This window comes from Nocardioides koreensis (assembly GCF_039531775.1).
Lineage (GTDB): Bacteria > Actinomycetota > Actinomycetes > Propionibacteriales > Nocardioidaceae > Nocardioides > Nocardioides koreensis.
This window is the reverse complement of record NZ_BAAAQR010000004.1, coordinates 223,917-244,216: the sequence shown is the minus strand read 5'-3', so window position 1 is coordinate 244,216 and position 20,300 is coordinate 223,917. Positions and strand designations below refer to the sequence as shown.

General features: G+C 71.2%; 21 protein-coding genes. 2 read left to right on the top strand and 19 right to left on the bottom strand.

Features of this window, described 5'->3' with window-relative positions; genetic code table 11:
• Positions 1 to 28: 28 nt before the first annotated feature.
• The 3 genes from aspS to ABD268_RS09220 are packed head-to-tail and all read right to left on the bottom strand — an operon-like array spanning position 29 to position 3,976.
• Complete coding sequence (gene aspS / locus ABD268_RS09230) at positions 29 to 1,801, bottom strand: aspartate--tRNA ligase (RefSeq protein ID WP_344150396.1); 1,773 nt, start codon at positions 1,799 to 1,801, stop codon at positions 29 to 31.
• Positions 1,798 to 3,258, bottom strand: a complete 1,461-nt coding sequence (hisS, locus tag ABD268_RS09225; protein ID WP_344150393.1) for a histidine--tRNA ligase — start codon at positions 3,256 to 3,258, stop codon at positions 1,798 to 1,800. Before hisS ends, aspS begins: the two co-directional genes overlap by 4 nt.
• A gap of 7 nt (positions 3,259 to 3,265) precedes the next feature.
• Entirely contained in the window at positions 3,266 to 3,976 is a 711-nt protein-coding gene (locus ABD268_RS09220) for an MBL fold metallo-hydrolase (protein ID WP_344150390.1), read from the bottom strand.
• A 138-nt stretch (positions 3,977 to 4,114) separates the two neighbouring features.
• Between ABD268_RS09220 and ABD268_RS09215 the strand changes: the two genes are divergently transcribed.
• Positions 4,115 to 5,344 carry a DUF349 domain-containing protein gene (locus ABD268_RS09215; RefSeq protein WP_344150387.1) on the top strand — a complete coding sequence of 410 codons (1,230 nt, stop codon included), beginning with the start codon at positions 4,115 to 4,117 and terminating at the stop codon, positions 5,342 to 5,344.
• Positions 5,345 to 5,462: 118 nt separating this feature from the next.
• Here ABD268_RS09215 and ABD268_RS09210 read toward each other — a convergent pair whose 3' ends face one another.
• The 16 genes from ABD268_RS09210 to ABD268_RS09135 all read right to left on the bottom strand — a co-directional run bounded on the left by ABD268_RS09210 (position 5,463) and on the right by ABD268_RS09135 (position 19,792).
• Positions 5,463 to 7,694, bottom strand: coding sequence for a RelA/SpoT family protein (locus ABD268_RS09210; RefSeq protein ID WP_344150688.1), 2,232 nt, complete (start codon positions 7,692 to 7,694; stop codon positions 5,463 to 5,465).
• A 94-nt stretch (positions 7,695 to 7,788) separates the two neighbouring features.
• Entirely contained in the window at positions 7,789 to 8,340 is a 552-nt protein-coding gene (locus ABD268_RS09205; RefSeq protein WP_344150384.1) for an adenine phosphoribosyltransferase, read from the bottom strand.
• Positions 8,337 to 9,581 carry a protein translocase subunit SecF gene (gene secF, locus ABD268_RS09200; RefSeq protein ID WP_344150381.1) on the bottom strand — a complete coding sequence of 415 codons (1,245 nt, stop codon included), beginning with the start codon at positions 9,579 to 9,581 and terminating at the stop codon, positions 8,337 to 8,339. Before secF ends, ABD268_RS09205 begins: the two co-directional genes overlap by 4 nt.
• Positions 9,581 to 11,278 carry a protein translocase subunit SecD gene (secD, locus tag ABD268_RS09195; RefSeq protein ID WP_344150378.1) on the bottom strand — a complete coding sequence of 566 codons (1,698 nt, stop codon included), beginning with the start codon at positions 11,276 to 11,278 and terminating at the stop codon, positions 9,581 to 9,583. Before secD ends, secF begins: the two co-directional genes overlap by 1 nt.
• Position 11,279: 1 nt before the next feature.
• Positions 11,280 to 11,570, bottom strand: a complete 291-nt coding sequence (gene yajC, locus ABD268_RS09190) for a preprotein translocase subunit YajC (RefSeq protein ID WP_344150375.1) — start codon at positions 11,568 to 11,570, stop codon at positions 11,280 to 11,282.
• A gap of 105 nt (positions 11,571 to 11,675) precedes the next feature.
• Positions 11,676 to 12,704: a Holliday junction branch migration DNA helicase RuvB gene (gene ruvB, locus ABD268_RS09185; protein ID WP_425573705.1), complete on the bottom strand. Its 1,029-nt coding sequence runs from the start codon at positions 12,702 to 12,704 to the stop codon at positions 11,676 to 11,678.
• Between the two features lie 52 nt (positions 12,705 to 12,756).
• A complete protein-coding gene (ruvA, locus tag ABD268_RS09180; protein ID WP_344150369.1) occupies positions 12,757 to 13,356 on the bottom strand; it encodes a Holliday junction branch migration protein RuvA in 600 nt (199 codons plus the stop codon).
• Positions 13,353 to 13,889, bottom strand: coding sequence for a crossover junction endodeoxyribonuclease RuvC (gene ruvC / locus ABD268_RS09175; RefSeq protein WP_344150366.1), 537 nt, complete (start codon positions 13,887 to 13,889; stop codon positions 13,353 to 13,355). Before ruvC ends, ruvA begins: the two co-directional genes overlap by 4 nt.
• Before the next feature lie 94 nt (positions 13,890 to 13,983).
• Positions 13,984 to 14,763: a YebC/PmpR family DNA-binding transcriptional regulator gene (locus ABD268_RS09170; protein ID WP_344150363.1), complete on the bottom strand. Its 780-nt coding sequence runs from the start codon at positions 14,761 to 14,763 to the stop codon at positions 13,984 to 13,986.
• 15 nt (positions 14,764 to 14,778) lie between these two features.
• The gene (gene pdxT, locus ABD268_RS09165; RefSeq protein ID WP_344150685.1) at positions 14,779 to 15,381 is read right to left on the bottom strand and encodes a pyridoxal 5'-phosphate synthase glutaminase subunit PdxT; all 603 of its coding nucleotides are present in this window, start codon (positions 15,379 to 15,381) and stop codon (positions 14,779 to 14,781) included.
• Entirely contained in the window at positions 15,375 to 16,295 is a 921-nt protein-coding gene (gene pdxS / locus ABD268_RS09160) for a pyridoxal 5'-phosphate synthase lyase subunit PdxS (protein ID WP_344150360.1), read from the bottom strand. Before pdxS ends, pdxT begins: the two co-directional genes overlap by 7 nt.
• A gap of 49 nt (positions 16,296 to 16,344) precedes the next feature.
• Positions 16,345 to 16,959: a phosphatidylinositol phosphate synthase gene (gene pgsA / locus ABD268_RS09155; RefSeq protein WP_344150357.1), complete on the bottom strand. Its 615-nt coding sequence runs from the start codon at positions 16,957 to 16,959 to the stop codon at positions 16,345 to 16,347.
• 58 nt (positions 16,960 to 17,017) lie between these two features.
• Complete coding sequence (locus ABD268_RS09150) at positions 17,018 to 17,638, bottom strand: antibiotic biosynthesis monooxygenase (protein WP_344150354.1); 621 nt, start codon at positions 17,636 to 17,638, stop codon at positions 17,018 to 17,020.
• Between the two features lie 122 nt (positions 17,639 to 17,760).
• Entirely contained in the window at positions 17,761 to 18,378 is a 618-nt protein-coding gene (locus tag ABD268_RS09145) for an antibiotic biosynthesis monooxygenase (RefSeq protein WP_344150351.1), read from the bottom strand.
• A gap of 101 nt (positions 18,379 to 18,479) precedes the next feature.
• Positions 18,480 to 19,247, bottom strand: a complete 768-nt coding sequence (locus tag ABD268_RS09140; protein ID WP_344150348.1) for an inositol monophosphatase family protein — start codon at positions 19,245 to 19,247, stop codon at positions 18,480 to 18,482.
• Positions 19,244 to 19,792 carry an HIT family protein gene (locus ABD268_RS09135; protein WP_344150345.1) on the bottom strand — a complete coding sequence of 183 codons (549 nt, stop codon included), beginning with the start codon at positions 19,790 to 19,792 and terminating at the stop codon, positions 19,244 to 19,246. Before ABD268_RS09135 ends, ABD268_RS09140 begins: the two co-directional genes overlap by 4 nt.
• A 24-nt stretch (positions 19,793 to 19,816) precedes the next feature.
• Between ABD268_RS09135 and ABD268_RS09130 the strand changes: the two genes are divergently transcribed.
• Entirely contained in the window at positions 19,817 to 20,299 is a 483-nt protein-coding gene (locus ABD268_RS09130) for a GNAT family N-acetyltransferase (protein WP_344150342.1), read from the top strand.
• The last annotated feature ends 1 nt before the right edge of the window (position 20,300 follow it).

Below are 20,300 nucleotides of genomic sequence, written 5' to 3'. Positions count from 1 at the left end.
GACCCTCGACGCACGATTGTTCGTGGAATCAGCCCTCGGAAGGGACATCCTTCGTCGGCTTGGCGTCCACGCCTGCCTCCTTGCGCTGCTCCGGCGTGATCGGTGCCGGGGCCGCGGTGAGGGGGTCGAAGCCCCCTCCGGACTTCGGGAACGCGATCACGTCGCGGATCGAGTCGCTGCCCGCGAGCAGCGCCACGATGCGGTCCCAGCCGAAGGCGATGCCGCCGTGCGGGGGCGCGCCGTACTTGAAGGCCTCGAGGAGGAAGCCGAACTTCTCGTCCGCCTCGTCCTCGCCGATGCCCATGATCTCGAAGACTCGCTTCTGGATGTCCTCGCGGTGGATACGGATCGACCCGCCACCGATCTCGTTGCCGTTGCAGACGATGTCGTAGGCCCACGCGAGGGCGTTCCCGGGGTCCTTGTCGAAGGTCTCGAGGTCCTTCGGCGAGGTGAAGGCGTGGTGCACCGCCGTCCACGCGCTGTAGCCGAGCGCCACGTCACCCGAGGCGGTCGCGTCGGCGGTCGGCTCGAAGAGCGGCGCGTCGACGATCCACAGGAAGCTCCAGGCGCTCTCGTCGATCAGGCCGCAGCGGCGACCGATCTCGAGCCGCGCGGCGCCCAGCAGGGCACGGCTGGACTTCACGGGACCCGCCGCGAAGAAGACGCAGTCCCCCGGCTGGGCACCCACGTGGGCGGCCAGGCCGGCCTTCTCCTCGTCGGTGATGTTCTTCGACACCGGGCCGGTGAGCTCGCCGTCCTCCTGGACCAGCACGTAGGCCAGGCCCTTGGCGCCGCGCTGCTTGGCCCACTCCTGCCAGGCGTCGAGCTGCTTGCGGGGCTGGCTCGCTCCCCCGGGCATGACCACGGCCCCGACGTACGGCGCCTGGAAGACGCGGAACGGCGTGTCCTTGAAGTACTCGGTGCACTCGACGAGCTCCTGGCCCATCCGCAGGTCCGGCTTGTCGGAGCCGAAACGCGCCATGGACTCGGCGTACGTCATCCGCGGCAGCGGCGTCGGCACGTCGTACCCGACGAGCTTCCACAGCGCCACCAGGATCTCCTCGGCGACGGCGAGGACGTCGTCCTGGTCGACGAAGCTCATCTCCATGTCGAGCTGGGTGAACTCGGGCTGGCGGTCGGCCCGGAAGTCCTCGTCGCGGTAGCAGCGCGCGATCTGGTAGTAGCGCTCCATGCCGGCGACCATGAGCAGCTGCTTGAACAGCTGCGGGCTCTGCGGCAGGGCGTACCAGCTGCCGGGCTGCAACCGCGCCGGCACCAGGAAGTCACGGGCACCCTCGGGCGTCGAGCGGGTCAGCGTCGGCGTCTCGATCTCGACGAAACCGTGGGTGTCGAGCACGTCGCGCGCCGCCTTGTTGACCTTGCTGCGCAGGCGCAGGGCCTCGTTCGGGCCGGGCCGGCGCAGGTCGAGGTAGCGGTGCTTGAGCCGCGCCTCCTCCCCCACCTCCACGTGCTCGTCGATCGGGAACGGCAGCGCTGCCGCGGCGCTGAGCACCTCGACGTCCTTGGCAACCACCTCGATCTCGCCGCTGGGCAGGTTGGGGTTCGCGTTCCCCTCGGGCCGCAGGTTGACCTCACCGGTCACCCGGATGCAGTACTCGCTGCGCAGGTGGTGGGCCACGTCCGGGTCGTGCACCACGACCTGGACCACGCCGCTGGCCTCGCGCAGGTCGAGGAACGCGACGCCTCCGTGATCGCGACGTCGGCCCACCCACCCGGCGAGGGTGACGGTCTGGCCGGCGTGGTCGGCGCGAAGGGCGCCGGCCTCATGGGTGCGGATCACTGCTTCTCCTCGTTGCTTGCGGTCTGCTCGGTGTTGCCTGCATGCGGCTCGTTGTTGCCTGCACTCGGCTCGGTGCTGCCTGCATGCGGCTCGGTGTTGCCTGCACTCGGCTCGGTGGTCGAGCCTGTCGAGACCACGCGGGGCCTCAGGTCCTGCTCCGGCGGCGTCCAGGTCGCCGGATCGGCCGCGACCTGCTCCCCCGAGCGGATGTCCTTCACCTCGTGGCCGCCGTCGCGTCCGGTGAACCAGACGTACGGGATGCCCCGGCGCTCGGCGTACCGGATCTGCTTGCCGAACTTCTGGGCGCTCGCGGCGACCTCGCAGGCTACGCCGTTGGCGCGCAGCGCCTGCGCGATGGCGTCGCTGGCGGGCCTGCTCTCCTCGTCGGGCAGGGCCACCAGGACGACGCTCGGGACCCTGCGGTCGGAGCTCAGCAGGCCGCGGCTCATCAGCGGCACCAGCGACCGGGAGATCCCGAAGGAGATCCCGACCCCCGGGTAGGTGCTGCGGCCGTCGGAGGCGAGCGCGTCGTACCGCCCGCCACCGCCGACGGACTTCAGGAACTCGAAGCCGACCATGTAGATCTCGAAGACGGTTCCGGTGTAGTAGTCGAGCCCGCGGGCGAGGCTGAGGCTGGCCTCGACCTCGAACCGGTCGCTGCGCACCGCGGCGCACCCGTCGATGACCGCGGCGAGCTCGGCCAGGCCCGTGTCCAGCAGCTCGTGCTCCACGCCGAGGGCGCGGACCTTGTCGACGAACCCGGAGTCGGTGGTGCTGATCGTGGCCAGCTGCAGGCACTGGTCGGCCTGGGCCCCGGACAGGCCGGCGTCGCTGCGCAGGAGCGCGGCCACCTGGTCGGCGGGCAGCTTGTCGAGCTTGTCGATGATGGTGATGACGGCCTGCGGGTCGGCCGCGCCGATGCCGCGGTAGAAGCCCTCGATGAGCTTGCGGTTGTTCACGCGCAGGCGCAGCGGCGGCAGGGGCAGCCCGGACAGGGCCTCGGCCATGACCCGGGCGACCTCGACGTCGAAGTGGAAGGGCAGCTCGTCCTTCATCACCACGTCGATGTCGGCCTGGGTGAACTCGCGGTAGCGGCCCTCCTGGGGCCGCTCCCCACGCCAGGCCTTCTGGATCTGGTAGCGGCGGAACGGGAACTCCAGCTTGCCGGCGTTCTCCAGCACGTAGCGGGCGAACGGCACGGTCAGGTCGAAGTGCAGCCCCATGCCGGAGTCCGCACCCTCGGCATCGGCCTGCAGCCGGCGCAGGACGTAGACCTCCTTCGAGGTCTCCCCCTTGCGCAGCAGCTGGTCCATCGGCTCGACGGCCCGGGTCTCGATCCCGGCGAAGCCGTGCAGCTCGAAGGTACGACGCAGGGTGTCGATCACCTGCTGCTCGACGAAGCGTTGTTCGGGCAGCAGCTCAGGAAACCCGCTCAGCGGGGTCGGTTTGGCGCTCATGGGGTGGTCAAAGTCCTCGGGTGACTCGTCCCGCGGAACCGTCCTGGATCAGGTCCTGCAGGAAGGGGTTGGTCGCGCGCTCGCGACCGATGGACGTCTGCTCGCCGTGGCCGGGGAGCACCACGATGTCGTCGGCGAGCGGCAGCACCTTGTCGGTCAGGCTGCGCAGCATCGTGGCGTGGTCACCGCCCGGGAGGTCCGTGCGACCGATGGACCCGGCGAACAGCAGGTCGCCGGAGAACATCACCTCGGAGACCTCCGCGGCGTCGTACGGCGTACGGAAGGTGACCGACCCCTCGGTATGGCCGGGGGTGTGGTCGATGACGAATCGGAGGCCCGCCAGCTCGAGGACCTGGTGGTCCGCCAGCTCCTGGACGTCGTCCGGCTCGGCCCACTCGTAGCTGCCGCCGAGCAGCATCTGGGTCGTCTCGCGGGACATCCCGGCCATCGGGTCGGTGAGCAGGTGCCGGTCGCGCGGATGGATCCACGCGGTGGCGTCGTAGGTCCCCGCGACCGGGGCGACGCACCACATGTGGTCGACGTGGCCGTGGGTGACCAGGACGGCCACCGGCTTGAGCCCGTGCTCCCGGACGACCTGGTCGACGCCCGCCGCGGCGTCCTTCCCGGGGTCGATGACGACGCACTCGCTGCCGGCGGCAGTGGCCGCGACGTAGCAGTTGGTGCCCCAGGGACCCGCGGGGAAACCGGCGATGAACACCCCCGCACACTATCGAGCGGCCAGGGCCCGCGCCGCATCGGTGCTGGCCCGCGTGCACGGGAGCCTCGAAGACCGTGACTAGCATGGGACCCTGAGGCCTTCCGCCGCCATGCGAACAGATCGATCGGGGTACATGCAGTGACGAGTCATCAGTGGGGTCGAGTCGACGACGACGGGACCGTCTACGTGAGGACCGCCGACGGCGAGCGCTCCGTGGGTCAGTACCCCGAGGGCACCCCCGAGGAGGCCCTGCACTTCTTCACCGAGCGGTACGCCGCGCTGGCGTTCGAGGTCGAGCTGCTCGAGCAGCGCATCAAGTCCGGCGTGCTGTCCCCCGAGGAGGCCGCCGAGTCGGTGAGCACCGTCCGTGGTCAGGTCACCGACGCGAACGCCGTCGGCGACCTGGCGTCGCTGCTCACGCGTCTCGAGGCCCTGGCCCCGGTCATCGAGGGCCAGCGCGAGGCCCGCAAGGTCGAGAAGGCGCAGCGCGCCGCGGCCTCGCGCGCGGACAAGGAGAAGATCGTCTCCGAGGCCGAGAAGCTGGCCGAGGGCACCGACTGGCGCCACGGCGCCAACCGGCTGCGGGAGCTGCTGGACCAGTGGAAGGCGCTCCCCCGGATCGACCGGTCCTCCGACGACGCCCTGTGGCGCCGCTTCTCGACCGCGCGGACGTCGTACACCCGTCGCCGCAAGGCCCACTTCGCCGAGCAGCACGAGAAGCGGGACGCGGCGCGGGTCATCAAGGAGCGCCTGGCTGCGGAGGCCGAGTCGCTGGCCGACTCCACCGACTGGGGCCCGACCGCGGGCCGCTACCGCGACCTGATGCAGCAGTGGAAGGCCGCCGGTCCGGCGCCCCGCGACGTCGACGAGGCGCTGTGGCGCCGGTTCCGCGGAGCCCAGGACGCCTTCTTCGGCGCCCGCGACGCCGCCACGAAGGAGCAGGACCAGGAGTTCGCGGCCAACGCCGAGGTCAAGGAGAAGCTGCTCGTCGAGGCCGAGGCGCTGGTCCCGGTGACCGACGTGGACGCGGCCAAGCGGAGCTTCCGGGACATCGCCGAGCGCTGGGACGCCGCCGGGAAGGTGCCCCGCGACCGGATGAAGGAGCTCGAGGGCCGCATCCGCAAGGTCGAGCAAGCCATCCGCGGCGTCGAGGACGAGCAGTGGCGACGCTCCGACCCGGAGAAGTCGGCGCGTGCCGACGACATGGTCAGCAAGCTCGAGGCCGCCATCGCCGACGTCGAGGCCGACCTGGAGCGGGCCCGCGCGGCCGGCAACGAGAAGAAGGTCCGCGAGCTCGAGGAGAACCTCGCCTCGCGCCAGTCCTTCCTGGAGATGGCGAAGAAGGCCTCCGCCGACTTCTCCTCCTGACCCGACGTCGAGTCGGCGCAAGCTCCCGTCTGAACAACGTCGAGTCGGCGCAAGTTCGTACGAGCTTGCGCCGACTCGAGCCGTTCTGCGCCTGACTTTGCGCCGACTCGACCTCTGGTTACTGGGTGACGCGGTAGGCGTCGAAGACGCCGGGGACGCCGCGGACTGCCTTCAGGACCGTGTCGAGGTGCTTGGCCTCGGCCATCTCGAATGTGAACCGGCTCTTGGCCACGCGGTCGCGGGTCGTCGAGAGGTTGGCGCTGAGGATGTTCACGTGGGCGTCGGACAGCACCATCGTGATGTCGGAGAGCAGGCGGGCGCGGTCCAGCGCCTCCACCTGGATGTTCACCAGGAAGGTCGACTGACCGGTCGGCGCCCACTCCACCTCGAGGAGCCGCTCGGGCTGTGACTGAAGGCTGGCGGCGTTGGTGCAGTCCTGGCGGTGCACGGACACCCCGCCGCCCTTGGTCACGAAGCCGAGGATCGCGTCGGGTGGCACCGGCGTGCAGCACTTGGCGAGCTTGACCCAGACGTCGGGGGCGCCCTTGACGATGACGCCGGCGTCACCGCCGGCCTGCACCTTCGACCGGCCGCGGCGCCCGGTGATGGTGACGCCCTCGGCGAGGTCCTCCTGGGCGCCCTGGTCGCCGCCGTGCAGGTCGATGACCCGGCGTACGACGGCCTGGGCGCTGAGGTTGCCCTCGCCGACGGACGCGTAGAGCGCGGAGACGTCGGCCAGCTTGAAGTGGACGGCCGCGAGCATCAGCGACTCGTGCGAGAGCAGCCGCTTGAGGGGCAGGCCCTCCTTGCGCATCAGCCGGGCGATCTGGTCCTTGCCCCGCTCGATGGCCTCCTCGCGCCGCTCCTTGGTGAACCACTGGCGGATCTTGGAGCGGGCCCGCGGCGACTTCACGAAGGTCAGCCAGTCGCGCGACGGGGCCGCGGTGGGCGCCTTGGAGGTGAAGACCTCGACCACGTCGCCGTTCTCCAGCGTCGACTCCAGCGGCACCAGCCGGCCGTTGACGCGCGCCCCGATGGTGTGGTGGCCGACCTCGGTGTGGACGGCGTAGGCGAAGTCGACCGGAGTGGCCCCCGTCGGCAGCGCGATCACGTCGCCGCGCGGGGTGAAGACGTAGACCTCGGCCCGGTTGATCTCGAAGCGCAGCGACTCGAGGAACTCCCCCGGGTCCTCCACCTCGCTCTGCCAGTCGAGCAGCTGGCGGACCCAGGTCATGTCGTCGAGGTCGGCGCGGCGCTCGGTGTCGACCCCGTTGCGGCCGTCCTCCTTGTACTTCCAGTGCGCCGCGACGCCGTACTCCGCGCGGCGGTGCATGGCGAAGGTGCGGATCTGCAGCTCGACCGGCTTGCCCTGCGGGCCGATCACGGTGGTGTGCAGCGACTGGTACATGTTGAACTTCGGCATCGCGACGTAGTCCTTGAACCGCCCGAGCACCGGGTTCCAGCGCGAGTGCAGCACGCCGAGGACGGAGTAGCAGTCCCGGTCCTCCTCCACGAGGATCCGGATGCCGACCAGGTCGTAGATGTCGGAGAAGTCGCGGCCCCCGACGATCATCTTCTGGTAGATCGAGTAGTAGTGCTTCGGCCGCCCGGTGACGGTGGCCTTGACCTTCGCCTCGCGCAGGTCGGCCTCGACCTGGGCGATCACCTCGGCGAGGAACTGGTCGCGCGACGGCGCCCGCTCGGCGACCATCCGGACGATCTCGTCGTAGATCTTGGGGTGCAGCGTCGCGAAGGCGAGGTCCTCGAGCTCCCACTTGAGGGTGTTCATGCCCAGCCGGTGGGCCAGCGGGGCGTAGATGTCCAGCGTCTCGCGGGCGGTGCGCTCCTGGCTGGCCTGCGGGACGTAGCGCAGCGTCCGCATGTTGTGGAGACGGTCGGCCAGCTTGATGACCAGCACCCGGATGTCGCGCGACATCGCGACGATCATCTTGCGGATTGTCTCCGCCTGGGCGGAGTCGCCGTACTTGACCTTGTCGAGCTTGGTCACCCCGTCGACGAGCTGGGCGACCTCGTCACCGAACTCGGTGCGCAGCTGGTCGAGGGTGTACGGCGTGTCCTCGACGGTGTCGTGCAGCAGCGAGGCGACCAGGGTCGGCTCGGTCATGCCGATCCCGGCCAGGATCGTGGTGACCGCGAGCGGGTGGGTGATGTAGGGGTCGCCGCTCTTGCGCATCTGCGACCCGTGCAGCTTCTCGGCGGTCACGTAGGCCCGCTCCAGCAGCGCCAGGTCGGCCTTCGGGTGGTTGGCCCGCACGGCCCGGAACAGCGGTTCGAGGACCGGGTTGCCGGGCTGGTTGCTGCGGCCCATCCGGGCCAGGCGCGCCCGCATGCTGCGGGTCGAGCCCGGGCCTTCGGGCGCTCGTTCCCGCGTCGGCTGCACGGCGCGGTCCTCGGTCACGGGACCAGTCTAGGGACGACGGTGGTCAGACCGTCATCAGCGTGGCGACCGGGAGGTCGCCGATCGCGTCGCGACCGGCCAGGACGCCCAGCTCCATCAGCACGGCCAGGCCGTGCGCCGTGCCGCCGCAGCTCTCGATCAGCTCCCGCGTCGCCCGGGCGGTGCCGCCGGTGGCGAGCACGTCGTCGACCATCAGCACCCGGTCCCCCGGCGCGATCGCGTCGCGGTGCAGCTCGAGCGTGGCCTCGCCGTACTCCAGGGCGTAGGAGACCGCGTGGGTGCCGCGCGGCAGCTTGCCGGCCTTGCGGACCGGCACGAAGCCGGTGCCCAGGGCCAGTGCCACGGGCGCCGCGAGGATGAACCCGCGGGCCTCCATCCCCACGACCTTGTCCACCACCGGGGCGCCGGACTCGTCGCGGCCCACGGCGGCCAGGGCCGTGATCACCGCCGTGAAGGCGGTGTGGTCGGCGAGCAGCGGCGTGATGTCCTTGAAGACGATCCCCGGCTCGGGGAAGTCGGGGACGTCGACGACCAGGCTCTCCAGGGCGGCGCGGGCCGCCGCCGCCCCGTCCGTCACTTCTTGCCCCGCTTCGACCTGGTCTGTCGCGACGGCTGCTGCCGGCCCGACGCGCCGCTGGGGCGGACCGGACCACGGGAGGGAGGTGCCACCCGGCCCCGACCGGCGGCCTCCGGGGACCGCCGCGCGCTGGGGGTACCCGAGACCGAGGCGTCCTCGGGCTCCTCCCCCGTCCCACGGCCCTCGGCGCCCGGCTCGGCGTGGATCGGCATGTCCTCGGTGAAGGCCGGGACCGAGGCGTACGGGTCCGCCTGGCGAGCACGGGCCGCGGCCCGCTTCTCGGCGAGCTGCACGTCGGACTCGCTGGACTTCAGCTGCACGAGCAGCGGCGTCGCGATGAAGATCGAGGAGTAGGCACCGGCCGCCATGCCGACGAACAGGGCCAGGGCCAGGTCCTTCAGCGAGCTGGCACCGAGCTGGACCACGCTGACGTAGAGGATCGCGCCGACCGGGATCAACGCCACGACCGAGGTGTTGATCGAGCGCACCAGGGTCTGGTTGACCGCCAGGTTGGCCTCGGCGGCGTACGTCGTACGACGCTCGCGCAGGCCCTTGGTGTTCTCACGCACCTTGTCGAAGACCACCACGGTGTCGTAGAGCGAGAAGCCCAGGATGGTGAGCACACCGGTGACCGTCGCGGGGGTGACCTCGAAGCCCGACAGTGCGTAGACGCCGACGGTGATCAGCACGTCGTGCGCCAGCGCCACGATCGCCGCGACCGACATCTTCCACTGCCGGAAGTAGGCCCAGATGAAGAGCACCACCAGCACCAGGAACACCACCAGGCCGGTCACGGACCGCTTGGCGACCTCCTTGCCCCAGCTGGCGCCGATCTCGTCCTGGGAGATGGCCTTGTCGGCGTTGACTCCGGTGTTCTGGACGATCGTGTCGACGATCTTCGCGCTCTCGGCGGAGGTGACCGGCTCGACCTGCACGAGGATGGCGCTGTCGCCGGACGTCGTCACGACAGGCGACGCGGCGCTGTCGATCCCGGTGCCGGCGACCGCGTTGCGGAGCTTGTCGGCGTTGTCCTGGGTCACCTGGCTCGAGTCCAGCGACACGCGGTACTGCGCGCCGCCGGTGAACTCGATACCCATGTTGAGGCCCTTGAGGTAGAGCCCCGCCACGGCCAGCACGATGATGACGCCGGACATGGCGTACCAGAGCCACCTGCGGCCGACGAAGTCGATGGACCGGCGACCCGAGTAGAGGTCGTTGCCCAGACGCGAGAACTTGCCCATCAGGCCCTCCCTCCCACGGTGATGCGATCGATACCGAGGTTCTCCGCGTCGAGCCCGGAGAGCTTGTGGCCCCGGTTGAAGAACTTGAACCGGGCCAGCCACGAGACCATCGGATGGGTGAACCAGAAGAAGATCGCCAGGTCGATGAGGGTGGAGAGCCCGAGTGCGAAGGCGAAGCCCTTCACCACGCCGGCGGCGAAGATGTAGAGGACGACCGCCGCCAGCAGCGAGACGGTGTCGGCGGCCAGACAGGTGTTCCGGGCCCGCTTCCAGCCGGCCTCGACCGCGACCCGCATCGACCTCCCGTCACGCATCTCGTCGCGGATGCGCTCGAAGTAGACGATGAAGGAGTCGGCGGTGATGCCCACCGCGACGATCAGGCCCGCGATGCCGGGCAGCGAGAGCGTGAAGCCGGCACCCTTGCTGAGCAGCAGCACCATCGCGTAGGTCACCGCACCCGCCACGAGCAGGGAGGCGATCACGACCAGGCCGAGGCCCCGGTAGTAGATGAGGCAGTAGAGCATCACCAGGAGCAGGCCGACGATGCCGGCAGTGATGCCCGCGCTGAGCTGGTCACCGGCGAGCGAGGGGCCGACCGTCTCGACCGACGTTCCGTCCTTCTCGAAGGCGAGCGGGAGCGCGCCGTACTTCAGGCTGGTGGCGAGGCTGTTGGCGCTGTTCTCGTTGAAGTTGCCGGTGATCTGCGCGCTGCCGTTCGGGATGACGCCGTTGAACGTGGGCGCCGAGATCACCCGGCCGTCGAGCACCACGGCGAACTGCTTCTCCGAGCCGGCCATCGCCCGCGAGAGGTCGGCGAAGACCTGCTTGCCGTCACCGCCCAGCGTGAGGTTGACCTGCCACTGGACCTGACCCTGCGCGACGCCGGCGCTGGCGCTGTCCAGGTCGGTGCCCTCGATCGCGGCCGGGGAGAGGAGGTACTTGGTGCCGGCGTCGTCGCCGGTGCCGCAGGTCACCAGCGGCTGGTCCGGGTTGTCCTCGACGACCTTGTCCGAGGGGCACGAGTAGGCGTTGAACGCCTTGACCGCGGCCTGGTCGGGGCTGTCGATGAACGCCAGCGCGGACTGCGCCGGGTCGCCGCTGTCGGACGGAGCCGGCGAGGGGGACGTCGAGGCCGACGGCGACTCCGAGGCGGAGGCGGAGGCCGAGGACGAGGGATTGCTCTGCTTGTCGTTCTTCTTGTCCGCCATCAGGAACGGCGCCCGGTTCTTCGAGCCGCTGCTCGACTTCCCGGACGACTGGGACGACGGCGCGCTCGGCGCGGTGGGCGCCGTGGGGGCCGTGGCGGCGGAGGCGCACGAGCCGGTCACCCCGCCCGGGCCCTCGGTGCAGGCCACGGTCCGGAAGCGCAGCTGCGCCTGACGCTTGACGGTGTCGACGAGGTCGCTGCGGCTCTTGCCGGGGATCTCGACGACGATGAGGTTGCCGCCCTGCGTGGTCACCTCGGCCTCGGTGACGCCGGTGCCGTTGACCCGCTGGTCGATGATGCCCCGCGCCTCGTCGAGGTTCTCCGAGGACGGGCTGCCCTTGGCGGTCAGCGTGATCCGCGTGCCGCCCTGCAGGTCCAGGCCCAGCTCGGGCTTCCAGGTGCCGCCGAGCGCCACCAGTCCGTAGGCGATCGCCAGACCCAGGAAGAACACCACGACGGTGCGTCCCGGGCGAGCGGTCTTGCGTGCCATGTCAGTTCTCCTCCGGACCGCGCTCGGCGGTCTCTGGCTGTGCGACCTGTCCCACGGCGCCGCGGGCGACCTTGACGGTCACTCCCTCGGCGATCTCGACCCGGACGTGGTCGTCGTCCGTGTCCCGCAGGGTCCCGAAGATGCCCGACGTCAGCATCACCTCGTCACCCACCTTCAACGAGGCCTGCATGCGTGCGAGTTCCTTCTGCCGCCGCGACGCCGGTCGCACGAGGAGCAACCAGAAGAGCAGGGCGATGGCCACCAAGGGCAGCAAGGAGACGAGCTCCGGCACGAAACAACCTCTCGAGCGAGCAGAAATGGTGTGTGATCGGTCGGAGCGGGCCGACCGACGGGCAAGCATAGCCGCGACTGTGATCCAGACCGCTATTGGCCGCGCTCAGTCGTCGAAGAGCGGCGCGTCGCCGCCGCCGAGGACCGCGGACGGCGGCACGGCGAGTCCGAGGTGCTGCCAGGCCGCGGGCGTGGCGACCCGCCCCCGGGGGGTCCGGGCCAGGAAGCCGTTGCGGACCAGGAACGGCTCCGCGACCTCCTCCACGGTCTCCCGCTCCTCCCCCACGGCCACCGCGAGGGTGGAGATGCCCACCGGTCCACCGCCGAACCGGCGGCACAGGACGTCGATGACCGAGCGGTCCAGGCGGTCCAGGCCGAGCTCGTCGACCTCGTAGAGGTCCAGCGCCGCCTGCGAGACCGGCAGCGTGACCACGCCGTCGGCGCGCACCTGGGCGTAGTCGCGGACCCGGCGCAGCAGCCGGTTGGCGATGCGCGGGGTCCCCCGGGAGCGCGAGGCGATCTCGGCGGCGCCGTCACCGGTGAGCTCCACGCCGAGCAGGCCGGCGGAGCGGTGCACGATCAGGTCGAGCTCGTGGGGCTCGTAGAACTCGAGGTGGGCGGTGAAGCCGAACCGGTCCCGCAGCGGCCCCGGCAGCAGCCCGGCCCGGGTGGTGGCCCCGACCAGCGTGAACGACGGGATCTCCAGCGGGATGGCCGTGGCGCCCGGGCCCTTGCCGATGACGACGTCGACCCGGAAGTCCTCCATCGCCATGTAGAGCATCTCCTCGGCCGGTCGCGACATCCGGTGGATCTCGTCCACGAACAGGACGTCGCCCTCGTTCATGCCGGAGAGGATGGCGGCCAGGTCGCCGGCGTGGGTGATCGCCGGGCCGCTGGTGAGCCGCAGCGGGGCGCTCATCTCGGCGGCGATGATCATCGCGAGCGTGGTCTTGCCGAGGCCGGGCGGACCCGAGAGCAGCACGTGGTCGGGCGCGCGGCCGCGCCGGCGTGCCGCCTCGAGGACCAGTCCCAGCTGCGCCCGCACCCGGGACTGGCCGACCACCTCGTCGAGCGTGCGCGGGCGCAGCGCAGCCTCCACGGCCCGCTCGTCCCCCTCGGCCTCGGCCGCGGTCAGCGAGCGGAGGTGCTGCTCCTCCGCCGCCTCGAGATGCTCGTCGTACACCGGCTCAGGCCTTGCTCAGGGTGCGCAGGGCGGCCCGGAGCAGGGCGCCGACGTCCGGAAGGTCGCCGGCCTCGGGGGCGACGGCGTCCACCGCCTTCTCGGCGTCCCGCGCGGGCCAGCCGAGGCCGACCAGGCCCTGGTGCACCTGGTCGCGCCACGCGGCCGGCGCGGCCGCCGCCGGCGTGGCGCCACGACCGCCGACCGGGGCCCCCAGCCGGTCCTTGAGCTCGAGGATGATCCGCTGCGCGCCCTTCTGCCCGATGCCCGGCACCCGGGTGAGGGTCTTGACGTCGTCGGAGGACACCGCACGACGCAGATCGTCGGGCGCGAGCACGGCGATCATGGCCTGGGCCAGCTTGGGGCCGACGCCGGAGGCGGTCTGCACCAGCTCGAAGACGGACTTCTCGTCCTCGTCGAGAAAGCCGAACAGCGTCAGCGAGTCCTCACGGACCACCATGCTCGTGGGCAGGGTCGCCTGCTGGCCGGTGCGCAGCGTCGAGAGCGTGCCGGGGGTGCACATGAGCTCCAGGCCCACGCCGCCGACCTCCAGCACCGCGCTGGACAAGGTGACGGCGGCGACCTCGCCGCGGACGAACGCGATCATCTGTCGGGACTCCTGCTCTGTCTGCCTGCCGCGGCGAGGGCGGCCTCGATGCGCGCCTGCGCGCCGCCGCGCCAGATGTGAGTGATGGCCAGCGCGAGCGCGTCGGCGGCGTCCGCGGGCTTGGGGGGCGCGTCGAGCCGGAGGATGCGGGTGACCATCGCCCCCACCTGGGCCTTGTTGGCGCGGCCGCTGCCGGACACAGCCGCCTTGACCTCGGTCGGCGTGTGCAGCGCGACCGGCAGTCCCCGCCGAGCGGCGCAGACCAGGGCGATCCCGCTGGCCTGGGCGGTGCCCATCACGGTGGAGACGTCGGAGCGGGCGAACACCCGCTCCACCGCCACCGCGTCGGGGGCGTACTCGTCGAGCCAGGCGTCGACGCCCTTCTCGATCGTGACCAGGCGCTGGGCGACCGGCAGGTCGGAGGAGGTCCGCAGCACGTTGACGTCCACCAGCGTGAGCGGGCGGCCCACCTGGCCCTCGACCACGCCCATCCCGCAGCGGGTCAGGCCGGGGTCGATCCCGAGCACGCGCATGAGCCAGCCTTCCGTCCGAACGTTTGTTCGGAGCAACGCTAGCCGGGGGGTCCGCCGGGCGGACCGCCGACACGCGGAGACCGGCGGATCGGCGTCACGCGTCGATGGCCTCGAGCACGTCGTCGGAGATGTCGGCGTTGCTGAACACGTTCTGCACGTCGTCGAGGTCGTCGACCGCGTCGACCAGACGGAACACCTTGCCGGCGACGTCGACCTCCGCCACCGGGATGTCCATGGTCGCCACGAACTGGACCTCGGCGGACTCGTAGTCGATCCCGGCGGCCTGCAGCGCTGTGCGGACCGCGACCACGTCGGAGGAGTCCGTCTGGATCTCGAAGTTCTCCCCCAGGTCGTTCACGTCCTCGGCACCGGCGTCCAGGGTGGCCTCGAGGATGTCGTCCTCGGTGACCTCCGCCGGCTTGCCGGCACGCTCCTGGCTCTTGCCGACCACGACGACACCCTTGCGGGTGAACAGGCGCGAGACCGAGCCGGGGTCGGCCATGGTGCCGCCGTTGCGGGTGACCGCGGTGCGGACCTCCATCGCGGCGCGGTTGCGGTTGTCGGTGAGGCACTCGACCAGGAGCGCCACGCCCTGGGGCCCGTAGACCTCGTACATGATGGTCTCGTAGTCGACGCCACCGCCGTCGAGCCCGCCGCCGCGCTTGACCGCGGAGTCGATGTTCTTGTTCGGCACCGACTGCTTCTTCGCCTTCTGGATGGCGTCGTAGAGCGTCGGGTTGCCGGAGGGGTCGGGCCCGCCCATCTTCGCGGCGATCTCGATGTTCTTGATCAGCTTGGCGAACAGCTTGCCGCGCTTGGCGTCGATGACCGCCTTCTTGTGCTTGGTGGTCGCCCACTTGGAGTGGCCAGACATGCGTCCCTCTTCTACTCAGCTCTCGGTGACCAGGTCCACGAACAGTCGGTGGATCCGGTTGTCCCCGCCCACCTCGGGGTGGAACGAGGTCGCCATCAGCGGGCCCTGCCGGACCGCGACGATCCTACCCGCGGCGGGGCCGTGGTCCACGCGGGCGAGCGGCTCGACGTCGTCGCCGACGGACTCGACCCAGGGTGCGCGGATGAAGATCGCGTGGACCGGCCCGTCGAGACCGGCGAAGTCCAGGTCGCCCTCGAAGGAGTCGACCTGGCGGCCGAAGGCGTTGCGCCGCACGGTGATGTCGAGCCCACCGAGCGTCTCCTGCCCGGCAGCGCCGTCCTCGATCCGGTCGGCCAGCATGATCATCCCGGCGCAGGTGCCGAACGTGGGCATCCCCTGCTTGATCCGGTCGCGCAGCGCTTCGAACAGCTCGAAGGTGCGGGCCAGCTTGGCCATCGTCGTCGACTCCCCGCCCGGGATCACGAGGCCGTCGCAGGCCTCGAGCTCGGTCGGGCGTCGTACGGCGAGGGGCTCGACGCCCAGCTCGCCCAGCATCCGCAGGTGCTCGCGGACGTCTCCCTGGAGGGCGAAGACCCCGATGGTCGGGCCGGTCACCAGCCGCGCTCGGCGAGCCGGTGCGGCTGCGGGAGCTCCTCGACGTTGATGCCGACCATGGCCTCGCCCAGGCCGCGGCTGACCTTGGCGACCACGTCGGGGTCGTCGTGGAAGGTGGTGGCCTTCACGATCGCCTCGGCACGCTGCGCCGGGTTGCCGGCCTTGAAGATGCCGGAGCCGACGAACACGCCCTCGGCGCCGAGCTGCATCATCATCGCCGCGTCCGCCGGGGTCGCGATCCCGCCGGCGGTGAACAGCACGACGGGGAGCTTGCCCTTCTCGGCGACCTCCTTGACCAGCTCGTACGGCGCCTGCAGCTCCTTGGCGGCGACGTACAGCTCGTCGGCCTCCAGCGCGGCCAGGCGGCGGATCTGCTTGCGGATGGTGCGCATGTGGGTGACCGCGTTGGACACGTCACCGGTGCCCGCCTCGCCCTTGGAGCGAATCATCGCCGCGCCCTCGGTGATCCGGCGCAGCGCCTCGCCGAGGTTGGTGGCACCGCAGACGAAGGGGACGGTGAAGGCCCACTTGTCGATGTGGTTCTCGTAGTCGGCCGGGGTGAGCACCTCGGACTCGTCGATGTAGTCGACGCCGAGGCTCTGCAGCACCTGCGCCTCGGAGAAGTGCCCGATCCGGGCCTTGGCCATCACCGGGATCGAGACGGCCTCGATGATGCCGTCGATCATGTCCGGGTCGCTCATCCGGGAGACGCCACCCTGGGCGCGGATGTCGGCCGGCACCCGCTCCAGCGCCATCACGGCCACCGCGCCGGCGTCCTCGGCGATCTTCGCCTGCTCGGGGGTGACCACGTCCATGATCACGCCGCCCTTGAGCATCTCGGCCATGCCGCGCTTCACGCGCGTGGTGCCGGTGCCGTCGCCGGGGGTGTGGAGTGCGTTCTCGGGGGTGTTGACCATGCCGCAATCCTACGGCGACACGCCGAAGGTCCCGCATCCGGGGACGGGGTCAGGAGGCCGCCCGGGCCAGCGCCTGCTTGCGCACCACCCAGACCCGCTGGACCACCGTGACGGTGCTCGCGACCGCCAGCGCCCACAGCGCGACGTACATCAGGACCGGCAGGTCGAAGATCGCGCTGAGGCCGGTCATCACCAGGATCGCCACCAGCCGGTCGGCCCGCTCCGCGATGCCGACCTTGGCCTGGAAGCCGAGCCCCTCGGCCCGGGCGCGGGCGTAGGAGGTGACCCCGCCCATCACCAGGCAGACCAGGCTCAGCACCAGGTAGAGGCGGCTGTCGCCGTCCCACGCGAAGTACAGCGCCAGGCCCGCGAAGATCGCGCCGTCGCCGATCCGGTCCAGGGTCGAGTCGAGGAACGCGCCGAAGGGGCTGCTCTTGCCGGTCAGCCGGGCCATGTGGCCGTCGAGCAGGTCGCTGAAGACGAACGCGGTGATCACCAGCACGCCGGTGAGCAACTTGCCCTGGGGGAAGAACACCAGCGCTCCGGTGCACACGCCGAGCGTGCCGACGAGCGTGACGACGTCGGCGCTGACCCCGAGCTTGATGAGCAGGTGGGCAACCGGTGAGATGACCTTCGTCCAGAAGGCGCGGAAACGATCCAGCATGGTCGGAGCAGGCTACCCGGACACCGCCCCGGCGCCGCGACGCCTCCCCGGCATGGGATCAGACCAGCTCCGGCAGCCTCAGGTGCGCGAGGGCCAGGTCGAGCTCGGCCACGTCGAGCACGTCGACGCCGGCGTCGCGGACCCCGGCGTCGCGGATCGTCCAGCTGCGCTCCCGGCTCGCGTCCAGGGCGGCGCGCGAGTCGTACGTCGTGGTGTTGCACGCACGGCCGAGCGTCCGGTTCACCAGCAGGCTGGCGCTGCAGAACCCGTCGATCGACTCCATCTCGGGCAGCATCGCGGCCCGGTAGAGGTCGATGCCCCGGTCGATGTCGTGGTGGTTCAGGCGCATCCAGGTCACCCGGCAGCAGGAACCCTCGGGCGCTGGGTGGTCGCGGTGCATGACCGCCACCTCCCACTCGTCGACCTCCGGCGGGCCGCCCATGATCTGGCCCCCACGCATCCGCATGGGCGCGAGGTGCAGGTTGCTGGCCTGCATGGCCTCCTCGGAGTCCCAGGAGCTCGTCACGATGCACTGGCCGGTGTCGCGGTCGATCAGCATGGACAGGCCGAGACACCCGTCCATGGCGGTCACCGTCGGCAGCACGTCGTCGCGCACGTAGGCGATGCCGTCGTCCAGGCGTCCCGGCTCGCCCATGATGGTGGTGGAGCGTGCGTACATTGGCCCGCCTCCTCGGGTCGGGGCAGCGCCCGACGGCGCCGCCGCTGACGTCCAGACTCCTCCCGATCGCCGGGAGGGACAATGGCCCGCCGGCGGTGCCGACGGGCCATTGCCTCGCGGTGTCAGACCAGCTCGGGCAGCCGCAGGTGGGCCATGGCCAGCTCGAACTCGGCGACGTCGAGGAACTCGACGCCCACGGCGCGGGCGGCCAAGTCGCGGATGGTCGCAGCCTCCGCACGGCTGGCCTCGAGCGCCGCGCGGGAGTCGAACGTCACGGTGCCGCAGGTCCGGCTGCCCACCCGGTCGATGAGCATGCTGGCGCTGCAGAACCCGTCCATCCGCTCGAACTTCGGGAGCAGCTCGTTGCGCCAGAAGTCGACCGTGGTGTCGAGGTCCGGGGCGTGGGTCCAGGTGATCCGGCAGCAGGAGCCGTCGCGGCTGGTGTGGTTGCGGTGCATGGCCGCCACCTCCCAGTTCTCGACCAGCGGCGCCTCGGCGTTCATGATCTCGGTCGCGCGCGACCGGATCGATCCGACCCGCTCGGCGCTGGCGTTCAGGGCCTCCTCGCTCTCCCACGCGGTCGTGGCGATGCCGCGGCCGGTCTCACGGTCGATGACGAACGACATCCCGAGGCAGCCGTCCAGCGTCGTGACCTTGGGGAGCACCTCGTCGCGGACGTGGGCGATCCCCGCGTCGACGGCGCTCGGGTCACCCTTGATGGTGGTGGAACGTGCGTACATGCGCACGCCTCCTTCGGGGTCGGGGGCAGCACCCCCAGCGGCGCCGCCGCACCCTCACCACGATGCTGCGGGGCCCGCGGGCAGGCAATCCCCAGAACGGGTCACCCCGCCTCGAGCGCCGCGCAGACCTCCGCCACCGCCGTGGGCGCACCGGCCACCGACCAGACGACGCCGCCGGCCGTCGTACGCCGGGCCTCGCCGCCGACCCCCCGGATGATGGCCGCACCGGGCAGCCGGTCCCAGTCGGACACGGTGTGCTGGAAGCTGACGCCGAGCTGCCCCTGCGCGATCGCCATCGCGTCCATGGTCCCGGAGCCCAGCATGCGCAGGGTGGCCGTGCCGGAGGCCGCGCGGACGAACGCCGCGCCGATCGCCGGATCGTGGAAGGGCGGGTGCAGGTAGGTCGTCGCGCACGTCTGGGCCAGGGCCACGTCGGCCAGGCGCGGCAGCGGCTCCCCGTTGCGCGTGGACGGCAGCTCCGGGCCGCCGACGAAGAGGGCGTCGTCGTGGGGATGGAACACCGCACCGAGCAGCACGTCGTCGGCGTCCTCCAGCGCGATGGCGGAGCACCACCAGCTCAGCCCGTGGTGGAAGTTGTAGGTGCCGTCCACGGGGTCGATCACCCAGGACCGGCCACTGGAGCCGGGCCGGTCCGTGCCCTCCTCGCCGACCACCGCGTCGTGGGGTCGCTCGGCGGCCAGGCGGTTCACGATGAGGCGCTCGGCGGCCTTGTCGGCGGCCGTCACGATGTCCGAGACCGAGGTCTTGTGCTCGGCGACCAGCCCCTCGGCGCGCATTCGCCTGGCCAGCAGCCCGGCCTCGTGGACCAGGTCTGCCGCCAGCGCGGCGTCGTCGGCGAGATCGGTCATCGGCCGTCCTCCCAGGCCTCGGCCAGCAGCGCCCGTGTCTCCCCCAGCAGCTCCGGCAGGGTCTTGGTCCGGCCGATGATCGGCATGAAGTTCTGGTCACCGGGCCAGCGGGGCACGACGTGCTGGTGCAGGTGGGCAGCGATGCCGGCGCCCGCGATGTGTCCCTGGTTCATGCCGATGTTGAAGCCGGCCGCGCCGGAGACCTTCCGCACGACCCGCATCGCCTCGCGGGTCAGGTCGGCCATCTCGGCCGCCTCCGCGTCGGTGGTCTCGGTGTAGTCCGCGATGTGACGGTAGGGGCAGACCATCAGGTGGCCGGGGGCGTAGGGGTAGAGGTTGAGCACGGCGAACGCGTGCTCGCCCCGTCGTACGACGAGCCCCTCGGCGTCGTCGAGCCGCGGGATCCGGCAGAACGGGCACTCCCCCGTCGAGTCGTCGGCCGGCTTGCTCTCCCCGCGGATGTAGGCCATCCGGTGCGGGGTCCAGAGCCGGTCTAGGGCGTCGGGGTCCCCCACTCCGTCCTGGCACACCGTCTCGTCGCTCATGGCCACCGATCCTAGGGTGGCGCCATGGAGACCCCGACCCTGCGCCCCGCCACCGTGGACGACGTCCCGGTCGTCGCGGACCTCTGGCACCGCGGCTGGCACGACGCGCACGCCGGGCACGTGCCGGACGGGCTCACCGCCGCCCGCACCCTCCCGGCGTTCCGGGAACGGACCGCGGCGGCGGTCCCGGTCACCACGGTCGCGGAGGTGGGCGGCAGGGTGGCCGGCTTCGTGATGGTGGTCGACGACGAGGTCGAGCAGGTGTTCGTCGACGCCGACCACCGGGGCACCGGACTGGCGGGCCGCCTGCTCGACGAGGCCGAGCGGCAGGTGGCCCAGGGCGGCCACGACGTGGCCTGGCTGGCAGTGGTCGTCGACAACGCCCGGGCGCGCCGGTTCTACGAGCGGCGGGGCTGGGCCGACGAGGGCGACCTCCCCTACGAGGTGACGGCGGCCGGCGAGACGTTCATCTCGCCGTGCCGCCGCTACACCAAGAAGGTGCGTTAGC